The organism is Mesorhizobium sp. WSM4810, from assembly GCF_055811235.1.
Genome location: NZ_JBVVQV010000001.1, coordinates 288,922 through 305,279 on the forward strand (window position 1 = coordinate 288,922; position 16,358 = coordinate 305,279).

11 protein-coding genes are annotated in these 16,358 nt (G+C 62.6%); 6 read left to right on the forward strand and 5 right to left on the reverse strand.

All coding sequences use genetic code 11. The features are described 5' to 3' along the window. The first annotated feature begins 192 nt into the window (after positions 1–192). From AC0L3O_RS01380 to AC0L3O_RS01395, 4 genes are all read left to right on the forward strand, one after another. Complete coding sequence (locus tag AC0L3O_RS01380) at positions 193–849, forward strand: (2Fe-2S)-binding protein (RefSeq protein WP_031254290.1); 657 nt, start codon at positions 193–195, stop codon at positions 847–849. Further along, positions 849–3,254: a xanthine dehydrogenase family protein molybdopterin-binding subunit gene (locus AC0L3O_RS01385; protein ID WP_473614565.1), complete on the forward strand. Its 2,406-nt coding sequence runs from the start codon at positions 849–851 to the stop codon at positions 3,252–3,254. Before AC0L3O_RS01380 ends, AC0L3O_RS01385 begins: the two co-directional genes overlap by 1 nt. A 22-nt stretch (positions 3,255–3,276) precedes the next feature. After that, positions 3,277–4,266 (forward strand): FAD binding domain-containing protein, encoded by a 990-nt coding sequence (locus AC0L3O_RS01390; protein WP_473614566.1) that lies wholly within the window; start codon positions 3,277–3,279, stop codon positions 4,264–4,266. Positions 4,267–4,929: 663 nt separating this feature from the next. Next, entirely contained in the window at positions 4,930–5,157 is a 228-nt protein-coding gene (locus AC0L3O_RS01395) for a hypothetical protein (protein WP_023797558.1), read from the forward strand. On the opposite strand, the gene AC0L3O_RS01400 is transcribed toward AC0L3O_RS01395, so the two are convergent. Continuing rightward, on the reverse strand, positions 5,149–8,364 hold the full coding sequence (locus AC0L3O_RS01400; RefSeq protein ID WP_023797559.1) for an efflux RND transporter permease subunit: 3,216 nt from the start codon (positions 8,362–8,364) through the stop codon (positions 5,149–5,151). The genes AC0L3O_RS01395 and AC0L3O_RS01400 overlap by 9 nt on opposite strands. Continuing rightward, positions 8,361–9,572, reverse strand: a complete 1,212-nt coding sequence (locus AC0L3O_RS01405; protein WP_473614568.1) for an efflux RND transporter periplasmic adaptor subunit — start codon at positions 9,570–9,572, stop codon at positions 8,361–8,363. Before AC0L3O_RS01405 ends, AC0L3O_RS01400 begins: the two co-directional genes overlap by 4 nt. A 1,308-nt stretch (positions 9,573–10,880) precedes the next feature. Between AC0L3O_RS01405 and AC0L3O_RS01410 the strand changes: the two genes are divergently transcribed. Together AC0L3O_RS01410 and AC0L3O_RS01415 are read left to right on the forward strand one after the other, a co-directional pair. Next, entirely contained in the window at positions 10,881–11,381 is a 501-nt protein-coding gene (locus AC0L3O_RS01410; RefSeq protein WP_473477813.1) for a hypothetical protein, read from the forward strand. 46 nt (positions 11,382–11,427) lie between these two features. Beyond that, complete coding sequence (locus AC0L3O_RS01415; protein ID WP_287171293.1) at positions 11,428–11,643, forward strand: hypothetical protein; 216 nt, start codon at positions 11,428–11,430, stop codon at positions 11,641–11,643. 113 nt (positions 11,644–11,756) lie between these two features. On the opposite strand, the gene AC0L3O_RS01420 is transcribed toward AC0L3O_RS01415, so the two are convergent. The 3 genes from AC0L3O_RS01420 to AC0L3O_RS01430 are packed head-to-tail and all read right to left on the reverse strand — an operon-like array spanning position 11,757 to position 16,351. Further along, positions 11,757–12,773: a formate dehydrogenase subunit gamma gene (locus tag AC0L3O_RS01420; RefSeq protein WP_473614570.1), complete on the reverse strand. Its 1,017-nt coding sequence runs from the start codon at positions 12,771–12,773 to the stop codon at positions 11,757–11,759. A 53-nt stretch (positions 12,774–12,826) separates the two neighbouring features. Next, positions 12,827–13,423, reverse strand: a complete 597-nt coding sequence (gene fdh3B / locus AC0L3O_RS01425; RefSeq protein ID WP_027151217.1) for a formate dehydrogenase FDH3 subunit beta — start codon at positions 13,421–13,423, stop codon at positions 12,827–12,829. Between the two features lie 15 nt (positions 13,424–13,438). After that, entirely contained in the window at positions 13,439–16,351 is a 2,913-nt protein-coding gene (locus tag AC0L3O_RS01430) for a formate dehydrogenase subunit alpha (RefSeq protein ID WP_287062348.1), read from the reverse strand. Positions 16,352–16,358 lie beyond the last annotated feature (7 nt).

Here is a 16,358-nt window from a genome sequence, read left to right on the forward strand (position 1 = left end):
GCGGCGCTGCCGCCGGCGATCATGGTAAGCCTCAAGCCGCTTTGTGCCCTCGACGGCATGCCCAGCGTCGCGATCGCCTCGACGGTCACTTCGTTGTGATGGCGTCTGGCACGAACCGATCGGTCCCCTAGCTTGGTGCTGATCCGATCACCCTAGTTTTGGTAACCGCTGTAACAAATCCGGAGGTACAGCATGGCAGAATTGAGCCGCAGTCAAGTTCCGGGATCCACGAAATCGGGCATCTCTCGTCGGACGTTCCTGAAGCACGGTGGCACCTCGGCCGTAGGGGCGGCGTTGCTGGAAGCAGGGGCAGCGCAGGCAGCCGTTGATGGTTCTATGCAGGACGATGCCAACGAAGTTCTTGGCCCTGGTCTGATCCCGATCGATCTCACGATAAATGGACGACGGGTCCCGGTGCAGGCGGAACCCGCCACCACGCTGGTCGACGTCCTCCGCAATCACCTCGGCCTGACCGGCACCAAAATCGGCTGCGATCGCGGAGCCTGTTCTGCCTGCACGGTCTGGCTCGACGGTCAGCCTGCTAGCAGTTGCATGACGCTGGCGCTCGACGCCCGGGGCAGGAACATCACCACGATCGAGGGGCTGGCCGAGGGCGGCAAGCTTCATCCGGTGCAGCAGGCGTTCGTCGAGCATGACGCCCTTCAATGCGGATTCTGCACGCCCGGAATGGTAATGAGTTGCGCAGCACTCATAGATCGTAAACCGGACGCCGGCATCGACGAGGTGAAGGCCGCGATAAGCGGTCACCTGTGCCGCTGCGGCACCTATCCGAACATCTTTGCGGCAGTGCTCGCCGTCGCCGGCGAGAATCGGAGGAGGGGCACCTGATGGCTACCGAAAATCAGGCACGGGCCGACCGGCCTTCGTTACGGTCCCAGTCCTTGCTCTACGGTATCGTCGGGCAGGAGATGAGGCAGGTGACTCGGCAGGTGCCGGACGATGAGCCGCCGCAGTTGCCAGTGAACGCCGAACTGCGCTCCATCGGCAAGTCGATCCCGCGGCTCGATGCCGTGCAGAAGGTGACGGGCGCGGCGAAATACACATTCGACGTGCAACTGCCGGGAATGCTCTACGCACGGCAGATCGTCTGCCCATGGCCGCATGCCAGGGTGATCTCGATCGACGCCTCAGCGGCGGAGCGTCACCCCGGCGTCCGTGCTGTACATGTGCTCGAGACACTGCTGCAATCCGCCAGGCTTCGCGATCCGGAGGCCGAGGCTCGTAACAAATACCCGACGGTCCGCTTCGCCGGCCAGACCGTTGCCGCGGTCGCCGCCGAGACGCAGCGGATCGCCGACCAGGCGGCGAAACTCGTCAAGGTCGAATACGAGCGCTTGCCGCATGTCACTGACCTCGATGCGGCAATGGACGATGAGGCACCGATCGTCTTTCCAGGACCGGTCGAGCAGCCATCGACAGCCGGCGGCGGCGGCGCACCGGAAGGCTTGCCGCAGAAGGGCAATGTGCGCGGTCCCAACTTCGGCATGCCGGGTATGACGCCCACGGGCGATATCGACCAGGGCCTGGCGGAGGCGGACGTGATCGTCGAGGCCGAATATCGCACGCAGGTTCAGACTCATGTGCCGATGGAAACACATGGCATCGTCGCGGATTGGCAGGATGACGGGCTGACCATTTATGCCTCCACGCAGCACACGCACAGCGTGCGCGATGAGGCCGCCGAATATTTCGATCTGCCCAAGAGCAAGATCCGGGTAATCAGCGACTTCACCGGCGGCGGGTTCGGCGCCAAATATGGGATCAACAATTTCGGCCTCCTCGCCATTCATTTGTCACAAAAGGCCGGCGCGCCCGTGCGCATGATGCTGGACCGCCGTGAAGAGCATGTTTCGGCGGGCAATCGCCCCAACAGCTTGCAGCGCGTACGGATCGGCGCCAAACAAGATGGCACCCTTACCGCCATCGACGTCATAAGCTGGGGCACCGGCGGCATCGCTGGGGGCGCCGGCATAGGCTTCTGCTACAATGCGCTATATCCGTGCCCGAACATGCGCACCGAGCAGTATGACGTGTTCACGAATGCCGGCCCGTGCGCGGCTTTCCGCGCACCCGGACAGGTGCAGGGCATCTTCTCGCTCGAGCAGGCGATGGACGAACTCGCGGATCGGCTGCAACTCGACCCGCTGATCCTGCGCGATCGCATCGACACAAAGCCCACCGACGACATGCTTGCACGGGCACATGAACGCAAGGTCGCGGCCGAGCGGTTCGGCTGGAGCCGCCGGCGTCCGCCGAACGCCGACGCCGGGCCGATCAAGCGGGGGATTGGCATGGCGCAGGCGCAGTGGGTGTATGTCGTCAGCCCTCCGACGACGGTGGAGGTGCGGGTCGCCGATGACGGGTCGGTCTCCGTCTACAACAGCACGCAGGATGTCGGCACCGGCACGCGGACTGTGCTTGCCCAGGTGGTTGCAGAGGAGTTCGGCCTCAACGCCGAGGACATCGGCGTCTTTATCGGCGACACGCGGTTCCCGTGGGGACCGCCGTCCGGCGGAAGCCGGGTGACTGCGTCGGTGACCGCGCCTGCCCGCAATGCGGCCTATGCGGCGGCACGCGACCTGGCCGCGCGCCTCGCGCCGCTTTTCGACGACGCCGATCCCGATGACATCTTTTTCGCCGACGGCAAGGTGGGCGTCCGCGGCAAGGAGGGAGCAAGGCCGCTCAAGGATGCAGCCAAGGAAGCCAAATTCGGCGAAATCTCGAAACTCGCCAAGCGGCACGACGACTATGAGGGATTTGCGGTGCCGGGAGAGCTCTCCATCAGCCGGCATGGGCTGGGCGGTGTCCAATTCGCCGAGGTGGCGGTCGATGTCGAGACCGGCGTGGTCAAGGTCGAGCGCATCGTCGCTGCCAGCGATTGCGGCAGGCCGATCAACCCCAAACTGGTCGAGAGCCAGGTGATCGGTGGCATCATCCAGGGTGTCAGCTACGCGATCTACGAGGACCGCATCATGGACGCGGCGAGCGGCCATCAACTCAACGCCAATGTCGATCAATATAAGATGGTCGGATCACGCGAGACTCCGGCGATCGAGGTGCTGCTCATGGAGCAGATCGGGGCGCAGTCGTCGACCGACGCGCGAGGAATCGCCGAGGCAAGCAATGTGGCGACCAGCGCCGCGATCGCCAATGCATTCTACAACGCCACCGGAAAGCGGATCCGCACTTTGCCGATGAACCCGGCAAATGTGCTGGCGACGCTCAGCGCCTGAGATCGGCCAGAAGGAGTCCATCATGGCCATGAACAGCTTCGAATGGGTGGATGCCACGACGGTCGAGCAGGCAGCAGGTCTGCTTGCCGAAAGCACCGAGCAACGCCCCGTCATCGCGAAGGCGGGCGGGATCGACCTTCTGGACTTGATGAAGGAAGGGATTCTAGCGCCGATGCGACTCGTAAATCTGAAGACCATCCGCGGTCTCGACGAAGTCGACACGGAAAACGGGCTGTCGCTCGGCGCGCTTGTGACGCTGGACCGCATCGACAACGATCCACAGATCCGCGCGCGCTACTTGGCGCTGTCGGATGCTGCCGGACATGCGGCGACGCCGCAGGTCCGCAACGCCGCAACGATCGGGGGCAATCTGCTGCAGCGGCCGCGCTGCTGGTATTTTCGGCACGATCATTTCCATGGCGAAGGTGCAGATGAGATGGGGAGCAGGGGCGCTGACGAGAACCAGCATCACGCGATCTTCGACAACGACAAAAACGCGATGGTCCAAGCCTCGACGCCGGCGACGGCACTGGTCGCCTATGATGCAAGCGCCGAACTTGCCGGCGGCGCCAACGGCTCACGCGTCGTAAAGCTCTCGAATTTCTTCTTGCCACCCGAAATGCAGGGCGCTCACGATGCCAGAATCGAGACTGGCGAGGTTATGACGCGCGTAATCGTTCCGCCGTTGAATGCCGGGGCGAAGGCCGCCTACCGCAAGCAGACCGAGCGCGACAGCTACGACTGGCCGATCTGCGATGTGGCGGTGGTGCTGACGATAGAGGGCCAGACAGTGCAAAATGCTTCGATCGTCATGGGATGGGTCGCACCAACGCCTCGCCGCGCCGTCGAAAGCGAACGTCTCCTCATCGGCAACAGGCTTACCGACGACTTGGCGCGACAGGCGGCCCGAGCCGCGGTGGCCGGCGCTACGCCGCTGGCGAAGAACGGCTACAAGGTGCCAGTGCTGGAGACGGTCGTTCGCCGCACGATCCTGGCCGCTGCCGCCGGCTAGCGTCCTGGGGCCGTCCAAAATGGGTTCGGCAACTTCGCAGCCACACGCGGCGCCGGCAGTCTGCCGACGGTTGCGCTCCAAGGGCGCACCCGGGACAGGTTACGGGAGCGGCGTCGACTTCAACGCAGGCTACAGTTCGACCGCAACATTCTGGTGTACCGCCACGGCCGGCGTCGTCGGGCCTGATGACTCCTACGTCCATCCGCACGTATGCATAAGCGATCGGATATGCTTCCTGAGTCCTTCAGAGCAGGATCAAGCTTCATGACATTGGTGGAGAAGGCGACAACCAACTGTTGTGGGTTTGATTAACTCTGGGGTAGCAAGTCGTCTCTCTGTGAGCGCCGTGACGACGGTTGGCACGCGGCTTACGGCAACCGGCCATTGAGCGTGCATGGTGCCACCAGGAGTGAGTAGCTCGACGTTGCCATCAATCGCGGAGCAATACGGAACGATGCGAGAGGGTTTTTCGAAACTTGCCCATGAAAAAACCAATAAAATCAATAATTCTTAGACATCGTCCGGGCCCACCATTGTCGCTCAATATCAATAATTTATGGCCGACGTCTATCTAAAGTGGGCCACTTGAGCTCCGCTATACCCGCCGTATTCAGATTGAATGTTGTCGCCTGACCACGATCCAAGGGCAGGAGAAGCGATCTTGTGCCTGTTTCTATCCTCTATTTTATTTTTGCTCCTGTTCGTCGGTCGGCCGACGACCCCAGCGGCGATCGGCTCGATGCGCTTTTCTGCGCGATCCAGACGGCCTGGGCGTGGACGATGCGAAGCGAGCGATACGGCGCGCCGGAACATCTCGATCCGCTCGAGGGATGGATCGCCGATCCATCCCTCCGCGAGATCCAGGAACCCGCCGGTCCGGCTTCAGCCTGAACCCGGCGCCTCATCGGCTCGGCGTCTACTCGGCTGCGCGCTCTCGGAAGCCAGGGTCGGGCCGGCTTCAGGCCGCCTGCGCCGGAATGTCCTGCGCAGAGCAACGTAGAAGACCGGCGTCAGGAAGAGGCCGAACAACGTCACGCCCAGCATGCCGGAGAACACGGCCGTGCCGAGCGATTGGCGCATTTCCGCGCCAGGCCCGCTGGCGATCACTAGTGGCACCACGCCCAGGATGAAGGCGAACGCCGTCATCAGGATCGGCCGCAGCCGCAGCCGGCAGGCCTCGACGGCCGCCTCGACGGCGTCAAGGCCGCGCTCCTCACCTTGGCGCGCGAATTCGACGATCAGGATCGCGTTCTTCGCCGCCAGGCCGATGAGCACGATCAGCCCGATCTGCACTAGGATGTTGTTGTCGAGACCGCGGAAGGCGACGCCCAAGAGGGCGGCCAGTACGCTGAGCGGGACGATAAGCACGATGGCGAAGGGCGTAATCCAGCTTTCGTATAGCGCGGCGAGCACCAGAAAGACGAACAGAACCGACAGGCCGAAGATGAAGACCGCCGTGTTGCCGGTCTGCCGCTCCTGGAAGGCGAGTTCAGTCCATTCGAAGGAAGTGCCCTGCGGCAGCGATTCGGCTGCGACCCCCTCCATCAGGTCGAGCGCCGTGCCCGTGGCGACACCAGGCGCTGCATTGCCCTGAAGCGGCACGGAGACATACATGTTGTAGCGCTGCACGAGCGAGGGACCGGTGACGTCGCGGATCTCGATCAGTGTGCCGAGCGGCACCAGGTCGCCGGCCGCTGAGCGCACCTTCAGCTTCAATATGTCGTCGCGATCGATGCGGAAAGCCTGGTCGGCTTGCGCCCGCACCTGGTAGACACGACCGAAGGCATTGAAATCGTTGACGTAGGCGGTGCCTAGATTGATCGACAGCGTCTCGAAGATGTTGGGGATCGGCACGTTCAGCATGCGCGCCTTGTCGCGGTCGATCGCCAGGAAGAATTGCGGGCTGGAGGCCGAGAAGGTGGTGAAGACGCCCATCAACCCGGGCGTCTGGTTGGCCTTGCCGGCGATTTCGTTGGCCAGCGCCAGAATCGGCCGCATGTCGGCGCTGTTGCGCTCCTGGAGCATCATCTTGAAGCCGCCGGAGTTGCCGATGCCCCGCACTGGCGGCGGCGGCAGCGCGATGATGAAGGCCTCCTGGATGCTTTGCAGGCTGCCAAACAGCGTGCCGATGATCTTGTCGGAAGTATCGCCGCTCTCGAGCCGTTCCTCGAAGCTCTTGAATGGCGCGAAGATCACACCGGAATTGCTGGCGTTGGTGAATGTCGCGCCGTTGAATCCTGCGAAGGCGACGGCGTTGGCGACACCCGGCGTCTCGCGGATGATATCCGACGCCTTCTGGATGATTGCGTCCGTTCGGGCGAGCGAAGAGCCCTCCGGCAATTGCACGACGACGATCGCATAACCCTGGTCCATGTTCGGGATGAAGCCGCGCGGCACCGTCTGCAGCATGTGATAGGTCGCGTAGAGCAGGCCTGCAAAGACGAGCAGCATGGCGGCAAGCGCCAGAGTCGTGCCGACCAGTCTGTGCACCAGCCACGCATAGCCGTCCGCCATCCTGTCGAACCCGTTGTTGAACCCGTTCGCCAGAGCGCGGCCGAACCTTGCCAGGAAGAAGTTCGAATGTTCCTCGCTGTGCGGCTTGAAAAGCACGCCAGCGAGAGCCGGCGAAAGCGTCAGCGAGTTGAATGCGGAGATCGCGGTGGAGACCGCGATGGTGATGGCGAACTGCAGGTAGAACTGGCCGGAAATCCCGGGAATGAAAGCCGCCGGAACGAAGACGGAGATCAGCACCAGCGAGATCGCGAGGACCGCGTTTCCCACTTCATCCATGGTCTTGTGCGCAGCGGCGCGCGGAGCGAGCCCCAGCCGGATGTTCCGCTCGATATTTTCCACAACCACGATGGCGTCGTCGACAACGATGCCGACCGCCAGCACCAGCCCGAACAGAGTGAGCATGTTGAGCGAGAAGCCGAAGGCGAGCAGCACGGCAAGCGTGCCGATCAGCGAGACCGGTATCGCCACGATCGGCACGATCGCCATGCGCCATGACTGCAGGAACACCATGATGACGATCACCACCAGCAGGATCGCCTCGGCGATGGTGACATAGACCTCGTTGATAGATTCGGCGATGAACTCGGTCGGATTGTAGATGATCTCGTAGGCCAGCCCCTCCGGGAAATCCTCCGAAAGCTTCGCGATGGTCTCCTGGATTTCTTCCGCCGAGGCCAAGGCATTGGTGCCCGGCCGCTGGAAGATGCCGAGCGCCACCGCCGCCTTGTTGTTGAGATAGGAATTGGTGACGTAGTCCCTGGCGCCGAGCTCTATGCGCGCCACGTCCTGCAGGGAGATCAAGCGGCCGTCCTCGGCCGACTTGACTATGACGTAGCGGAAGTCGCGCGCGTCTTCAAAGCGCCCTTGCGTGGTGACCGTATACTGGAAGGCCGAGCCGTCGCCAATCGGCGGCGCGCCGATCGAGCCGCCCGACACCTGGACGTTCTGGTCGCGCAGCGCCTCGACTACGTCGCCTGCGGTCATGCCGTAGGCGGACAGCTTTTCCGGGTCGAGCCAGACGCGCAGCGAATATTCGCGCTCGCCGAAGATCTGCACGTCGCCGACGCCGTCCAGTCTCAGCAGGACGTCGCGCACGCGCGAACGCGCATAATTCGAGACGTAAAGCTGATCATATGTGTCGTCGGGCGACAGCATATGGACGACCATCATCAGGTCGGGCGAACTTTTCGCCGTGGTGATGCCGAGCCGGCGCACCTCTTCCGGCAGGCGCGCTTCGGCGATCGAGACGCGGTTCTGGACCAGCACCTGCGCCGCATCGAGATCGGTGCCGGGGCGGAAGGTGATGGTGAGCGACATCGAGCCGTCGCCGGAGGAATAGGACGACATGTAGAGCATGTGCTCGACGCCGTTGATTTCCTGTTCGATCGGCGTCGCCACGGTCGCGGCGACCGTCTCGGCGTCGGCGCCCGGATAGGAGGCGCGCACCACGATGGTCGGTGGCGCGATTTCGGGATATTGCGCGACCGGAAGCTGCGTATAAGCGATGCCGCCGACGAGCACGAGCACGATCGACAGCACCGCCGCGAAGATGGGGCGGTTGACGAAGAAATGGGCGAAGTTCATTGCGTCTGCCCTTCGGCTTCAACCTTGGGCGGCAATTTGGTCATCTCGGGCTTGACGGTGACGCCCGGCCGCACTCGCACCAGCCCGTTGATTACCACTGTCTCTTCGCCGGTGAGGCCCTCGCGGATAACGCGATAGCCGTCGATGCGCGGGCCGGTGCGGACCGGCTTGGCCGAGATCAGGCCTGCCTGGTCGACAACGAAGACGATGCGGCGGTTCTGGTCGGCGCCGATCGCCTCGTCAGGCAGAAGCACGCCCGGATGCGGCAACGAGCCGGGCACGTTGATGCGGCCGAACATGCCCGGCTGCAGAACGCCGTCCTTGTTGTCGAAGCGCGCCCTGGCCCTCATCGTGCCGGTAGCTTGGTCCAGACGGTTCTCGGCGAAGTCGAGCTTGCCCTTGAACGTCGCTTCATCACGGTCGGCGACACGGACGACAACATCGACGCCGCCGGCGCCTTCCTGCATGACGCCGCCGCGCTCGCGGGCGTCGCGCGCATAAGAGAAGTAGGTCCGCTCATCGATGTCGAAATAGAAGTTGATCGGGTCGATCGAGACGATGGTGGTCAGCACGGTCTGGTCGGCCTGCACCAGATTGCCCGGCGAGATGAGCCGGCGGTCGACCCGGCCGGAAAACGGCGCCTTGATCTCGGTGAATTCGAGATCGAGACTTGCGTTTTCAAGTGCCGCCTCCGCGCCGTCCAGTTGCGCTTGGGCGGCGAGATATTCGCGGCGGCGGTCGTCCAGTGTCGAAACCGGTATGTTGCCTTCGCGCGACAGGGTCTCGGCGCGCTCGAACTGCATCTTGCTGAATTCGACCAGGGTCTTGGCCGAGTCGACCTGCGCCTGCGCCTGGTTCAGCGCCGCCTTGAACGGCCGCTGGTCGATGGTGAACAGGAGGTCGCCCTGCTTGACCAGCGTACCGTCCTGGAAATGGACCTGGTCGAGATAGCCGCCGACGCGGGAGCGCAGCGAAACCTGGTCGACAGCTTCGAAACGGCCGACGAACTCATCGTCCTCGACGATAGCGCGCACCAGCGGCTTGGCTACCGTGACGACGGGCGCGGGAGGCGCTTCCTGCGCCTGTGCGGCCGGGGCCGCGAGCAAGCCGATCGCCGCGAAGGCCGCGGCGGCGAGCCATTTTGCAGGGACGTTTCTGCTGGAGGGGGCGACCAGAGAATCGTGGCGGAGGCGTGCAGTGTGAACCATGGTTACCCCTCGTAATCGGTCCTTCATGCGAAGTCCGTAACATCTAGGCAGCGGGTGTGCCGCACAAATCAATTTTTTGTACTGACCACCACAACCGACAGCTTGCTATTGAACAAACATCGAACATCGTCAATCTTGACAAGGAAGCGGCTAACCGGGGAGCGCGAACGCACATCTCGCGTTTATCCGCTGCGTAGGCATCGCCATGCGCTCGAGCCAAAGCGGATCTGACAAGCCATTGCGCATCCCGACGTGCGGCGGTTGTGTCGGGAGGAACAGGGCCGCTCCCGCGTTGAGGTCCGACCTGCTTCTCATTCTGCGGTTATAGGCGGCGATATAGGCTTCGATGAAATCGGCAGATTGGACATTTGCTACACTCCGAAAACGCTATTGCACCATTGCACCACCCGCATAGCACTGGGACGTGACAACCGCACGTCCGCACGTCTCTCCTGCAGTTTGGAAAAAAAGATCGTCGTAAGCGGCGCATGTATGGCGCGAACCGGTCAAGCACCTTATCGGAAGCGTGCTGCTGTGGTGCGGGCGATTTCAATCAATCTACAAGGTTCGACGCGAATCGAAGTCCGGACGGTCATTTTGCGCGCGTCCTGGAGCTTATCTCTCGACTTGGTCTGGTAAGCGCATGGCATGAATTCCACGACGAAAGGTTCGGCGAGGAAAAGTCACCGACCTGCTTCCATCGATGGAAGCAGGATCAGGCCTTCCATATCGACTACATATTTGTGCCTCGGAACGTTCCCATTCCTTTGTCGAACTCGGCACCTATGACGAGATCGCCATAACAAAGCTGAGCGACCACATACCCCTCTCGGCGGACATTCGAATCCCCGTCCGCAATTGGCCTTCGCTTTAGCCAAGGCGGGCGCATCCAATCGCTCGCCGAGCAGCCCTTGCGACTTCGGCAATCATCGTGCTCGCCTCGTCGAGGGTGGGCGAATTCGTTGAGCTGAACAGTCGGGAAGGCCGCGGGATCGCCCGATGGCCGAATTGCGAGGCAGGCGTCGCAATTCCATGGATCGTTCGGGCACCTTCTGACGTTATGTTGTCGCCGAGGCGGGTGATTTTCATCACGGAAGGAGCAAGGCGATGAAAAAAATGCTTCTCGCAGGAATCGTTGCCTTGTCGGCGTCAACATCGCTGGCGCAGACGAGCACTGCCCCCGAGCCCACGGCTCCAGCGGCTCCAGCGGCCCCAGCGGCTCCAGCGGCCCCAGCGGCCCCAGCGGCTGAAACACCTGCCCAGCAGGCAGGCGGGCCTGCAAATCTCTGCCAGGAGCTCCTCGCCTTCATGAAGGCGCCTGCCGAAGCGGCTAGCCCGACCGCGGCTGCCTCGGCTCAGCAGTCTGGCACATCTTCTACCAGCGCAGCCGCGCCCGCCAAGCCCGAGACCGGGACGGGCTCGGCGCAGAAAATTACCGGGCAGGCTGGGGTTGCCAGCGATGCTCCACAACCGAACAAGGAGAAGGTGGCCAGCGGATCGGCGACGAACGCGCCCCAGAAGGAAAGCAGGGCCGCGCCGGTGCCCCCCTCCGATACGTCGAGCACTCCCAAGGATTCTGTGATCAATGCCGCGAAAGCGGAGGAACTGGCCGCCGCCAATGACATTGCACAATGCCAGAAGACCGCGCGGGAAATGCGGGTGGCCGGCGTCGCCATGCCGCCGCCGTTGCTTGCACTGGCGGCGCTCGACCTGCAATATCAGCAAAAGTCCGGTGCGGCACCTCAGGGAACTGGCAATCCATCTGTGACGGGGCAGGATCCGGCGCAGCAGACGCCGCCGCCACAATGAGTAACTGCGGACTTTGAGCAGGTGAAAGGGAGAAGGCGGGATGGGTATGATCTTGACCGGAATTGTCGTTTCGATCGCGATTGCGATCGGGGCCGGCTATTTTCTTCTGAGCGCGCAGCAGCAACAGCCAGCATGGCAGGTCTACAGCAGCGAGAGCACTCGCGTCGGCGATCCGGGGCACAATCTGGTCGGTCAAAACTGGACGGGCGAACCGGGCGACAACTCTACCGCAGCCGCGGAGGGCGAGGAGACGCCTTCGTAGCGCGGAAATGCGCTCGCTGACGTGGTTTTCGAGGCCGGGCAATGAAAGCCTGCGAGCACGCCAAAAAAATGCCCGGACCAATGGCCCAGCATTTCGATTGTGCGCAGAAGCTATTATTCGGCCGGTTCGGCCGCCGAGCGCGGGGGTATCGCACCTTTCTTCTCCTGGCTTTCGACCCAAAGCCTATGGTGCTCATTCGCCCAGTTGATATCGACGGTGCCCGAACCCATTGCTTCATAGGCGCCTTCCATGCCGAGCGTGCCGATATAGATGTGAGCGATAATGACGGCGATCAGGATTATGCCGACAGTCGCATGAACATACTGGGCCGTCTGCATGCCGTTTATGTCGGTGAACGCGAACGGAAACAGCATGAATATGCCGGACACCGACAGCGCAATTCCGCCGAGCACGACGGCCCAGAAGATCAGCTTCTGGCCGGTGTTGAAACGTCCGGCCGGCGGGTGCGTCCTGTTGGTCCTGTCGAAAAAGCCGCCGCCTACTCTGAGCCAATGCGCGTCATGGCGATCGGGAAGGTTGTCCCAGACCCATGTCACCAGCATGACCAATATGCCGAGCATGAAAGCCCAGGAGACAAAGTCGTGGGCGTATTTCGCCCAGATCGACCAGGTTGAAAATGCATCGGCCCCGATCAGCGGCATCAACAGACGCTTGCCGAAGATAAAGTTCAAGCCGGTGATGGCCAGGATGATGAACGCCGTGGCAGTCATCCAGTGGGTGAGCCGCTCCAGAGCACCGAAGCGCAAAATCCTTACGCTCGATTCGGGCGCCAGTGTACGGATGCGGCCCCTGTAGACATAGAACAGCGCCAGCAGCAGCAAAATTCCTGTTATCGCGATGCCGCCGATCCACGGCAGCCAGCCCTCGTGGAAGCCGCGGTAATCGCGGCCTTGCGGTTGCTCGAGCAAGCCGGCGGCCGTATTGGGCAGGGTGACGCGCCCCTCGATCTTCCGCAGCTCATCAAGAAGCTGCTGTTCGTTCACCGCCTGAGCGGTCGGGTTGCTCCCGGATGGGGCTTGCGCGTACACGGGCCCGGCCACCAGAAGCGTGAGCGTCATGAACGCCGCGATAACCTGCGGAATCAGTCGACCAAGCCTGTTGTCCGGCATTTCTGCATCCTCCGTGATAGCTCCGTTGCGCGCTGGACGAGCCCGACTGCCTCCTACACGTCGATTGTTTCTCGATAGGCCGTCTGCCAGCCCCAGGCGCCCGAACCATAGCCACGCTGCGTCACGCGCTCCTTGTAGATCGCCGCGATGATCTCGCCGTCGCCGGCCAGGAGCGACTTGGTCGAACACATTTCGGCGCAAAGCGGCAGCTTGCCTTCAGCCAGCCGGTTGGCGCCGTATTTGGCATATTCGATTTCGGTGGAATCACCTTCCGGGCCTGCGGCGCAGAAGGTGCATTTGTCCATCTTGCCGCGCGAACCGAAGTTGCCGACACGCGGATATTGCGGGGCGCCGAACGGGCAGGCGTAGAAGCAATAGCCGCACCCGATGCAGAGGTCCTTGGAGTGGAGCACCACCGCGTCGGCCGTGGTGTAGAAGCAGTCGACCGGACAGACCGCCGCGCAAGGCGCGTCGGTGCAATGCATGCACGCCATCGAGACGGAGCGTTCGCCGGGCTTGCCGTCATTGATGGTGACGACGCGGCGCCGGTTGATGCCCCATGGCACGTCGTGCTCGTTCTTGCAGGCGGTGACGCAGGCATTGCACTCGATGCAACGATCAGCGTCGCAAAGGAATTTCATCCTGGCCATTTCTGTTCCTCCCGTTCACGCCGCAACGATTTGGCAGAGCGTGCACTTCGGCTCCTGCATGCCCGTCACCGGGTCGTAGCCGTAGGTGGTGATGCTGTTGACGCTCTCTCCCAGAACATATGGATCGGTGCCCTGCGGATAGTAGGCCCTGAGATCCTTGCCCTGGAACCAGCCACCGAAGTGGAAGGGCATGAACGCGACGCCGCGGCCGACGCGCTCCGTGACCAGAGCCTTCACCCGCGCCCTCGCGTTGTTCTCGGCACCATTGACCCAAACCCAGGTCCCATCGCCGATGCCGCGTTCGGATGCATCGGCCGGGTTGATCTCGACGAACATCTCCTGCTGCAGCTCGGCCAGCCATCTGTTCGACCGCGTTTCCTCGCCGCCGCCCTCATATTCGACGAGCCGGCCGCTGGTCAGGATCAGCGGGAACGTCTTGGCGATGCCCTTTTCCACCGCCGCCTGCTGCACGCTGAAGCCTATGTTCGGCAACCGGAACTGTGTGGCGTCGGGATAGGTCGGATATTTTGCGACCAGATCCACCCTCGGCGAATAGATCGGCTCGCGATGGGTGGGTACCGGGTCGGGCAGGTTCCACGCTACTGCGCGCGCTTTGCCGTTGCCGTAGGGATGGCAGCCATGGCTGAGCACGACGCGCTGGATCCCGCCTGACAGATCCGTCGACCACGAGACCTTGTTGATGTCGTCGCCGATCTTTTCGATCACGGCGCGTTCTTGCGCCGTCAGATCCTTGTCCCAGCCGAGTTTCTTGAGCACGGCCATGGTGAACTCCGGATAGCCGTCGGTGAGTTCCGAGCCTTGCGTGTAGGAGCCTTCCGCCAATAGGGTCTGGCCGTTTCGTTCGACGCCGAAGCGGGCGCGGAACGGGCTGCCGCCGTCCATGACATGCAGGCCGGTGCTGTAAAGATTGGCCGTACCCGGGTGGCGGATCTCAGGCTTGCCCCAACATGGCCAAGGCAGGCCGTAATAGTCGCCGCCGACCTCGGGATCGTCCTTGGGAGCCCGCATCGTCACCAGGTCGAACTTGTGCTGGTTCTTCATATGCGCCTTGAGCCGCTCCGGCGACTGACCGCAATAGCCCGTCGACCAGCTGCCGCGGTTCATCTCGCGCAGCACGTCCTCCGGCACCGGACGGTCGCCCTCGACGGCTATCTTCTTGAACATCTTGTCGGCAAGCCCGAGCTTCTTCGACAACAGATAGATGACCTGGTAGTCGTCCTTCTGCTCGAAGCTCGGCTTCACGATCTGCTCACCCCACTGGATGGCCCGATTTGAGGCGACGCGCGAGCCTGACGTCTCGAATTGCGTGCAGACCGGCAACAGATAAGTGTTGTCCTTTCGCCCCGCCTCCACCGCCAGCGATGCCCAGGTGGTGGGATGGGGATCGGCGACGACAAGCAGCTCCAGGCCTGTCAGGCCTTTCATCGAATCCGGGATACGGGTGATACTGTTGCTGGCGTGGCCCTGAATGAACATGGCGCGCATGCTGTCGCGCTGCGCTATCTTGTCCTTGGGCAGCGAGACGGAATCGAACCACCTTGTCAGCGGTATGCCCGGGGTTTCCATGGCATCCTTCGAGTCGAACTGGCTCAGCAGGTCCTCGTAGGGGATCTCCCAAACGCGCGACCAGTGCTTCCAGGCGCTTTCCGTCAGCCCGTAATAGAAGGGCAGGGTGACCACATCGAGCCCGATATCCGTCGCGCCCTGGACGTTGTCATGGCCGCGGAAGATGTTCGCGCCCGTCCCCGGCTTGCCGACATTGCCGGTGGCGAGACACAGTATGCAACTTGCGCGTGTATTGGCCGTGCCAACCGTGTGGTGTGTCTGGCCCATGCACCAGATCATCGTCGACGGCTTCTGCGTGGCGAACATCTCGGCGACACGCTTCACCTGATCGCCAGGCACGCCGGTGATCTGTTCAACCTCCTCCGGCGTGTATTTCGCGACTTCCTTGCGGACCTCATCCATCCCGTAGACGCGCTGCGCGATGAATTCCTTGTCCTCCCAGCCGTTCTCGAAGATGTGCCATAGCATGCCCCACAACAGCGCTATGTCAGTGCCGGACCGGAACCGGACGTACTCGGTCGCATGGGCGGCGGTGCGCGTGAAACGGGGATCGATGACGATCAAATTGGCCTGGTTGAGTTCCTTGCCTTCCAGCAGATGCTGCATCGCTATCGGATGCGCCTCAGCCGGGTTGCCGCCCATGATGATCATGGTCTTCGAATTGCGGATATCGTTGAAGGAGTTCGTCATCGCGCCGTAGCCCCAGGTGTTGGCTACGCCGGCGACGGTCGTCGAATGACAGATGCGGGCCTGGTGGTCCTGATTGTTTGTTCCCCACAGCGCCGCGAGCTTGCGGAAGAGATAGGTTCCTTCGTTGGAAAACTTGGCCGACCCCATCCAGTAGACGGATTCCGGGCCGGACTTTTCACGGATCTCGAGCAGTTTGTCGCCAATCCCATTGATTGCGTCGTCCCAGGAGACACGCTCCCACTGCCCTGCGGTGAGCTTCATCGGGTATTTCAGCCGGCGGTCGCTGTGTACGAGCTCGCGTACGCTTGCGCCCTTGGCGCAATGGGAGCCGCGGTTGATCGGGCTGTCCCACGAAGGCTCCTGACCGGTCCAAACTCCGTTCTGGACTTCGGCGGTAACGGTGCAGCCGACCGCGCAATGGGTGCAGACGCTTTTCTTCAGTTCTATAGGCACGCCCGGCTGCGGCGGACTGATGGCCGCCGCCTTCTGAACGGTGCCGAGCTGGAACGACCCGAGTGCAGCCATTCCGCCGGCCGCGAGACCGGAACGGCGAAGGAAGGTTCGCCGGTCGATGGGAGCGGAGGCGACCGTGCCCATCAGTGTGTGCAATCTTGTGCGGCTCGCCTGACCGCTCTTGCGCTTGGTCAGCATGGCGCCC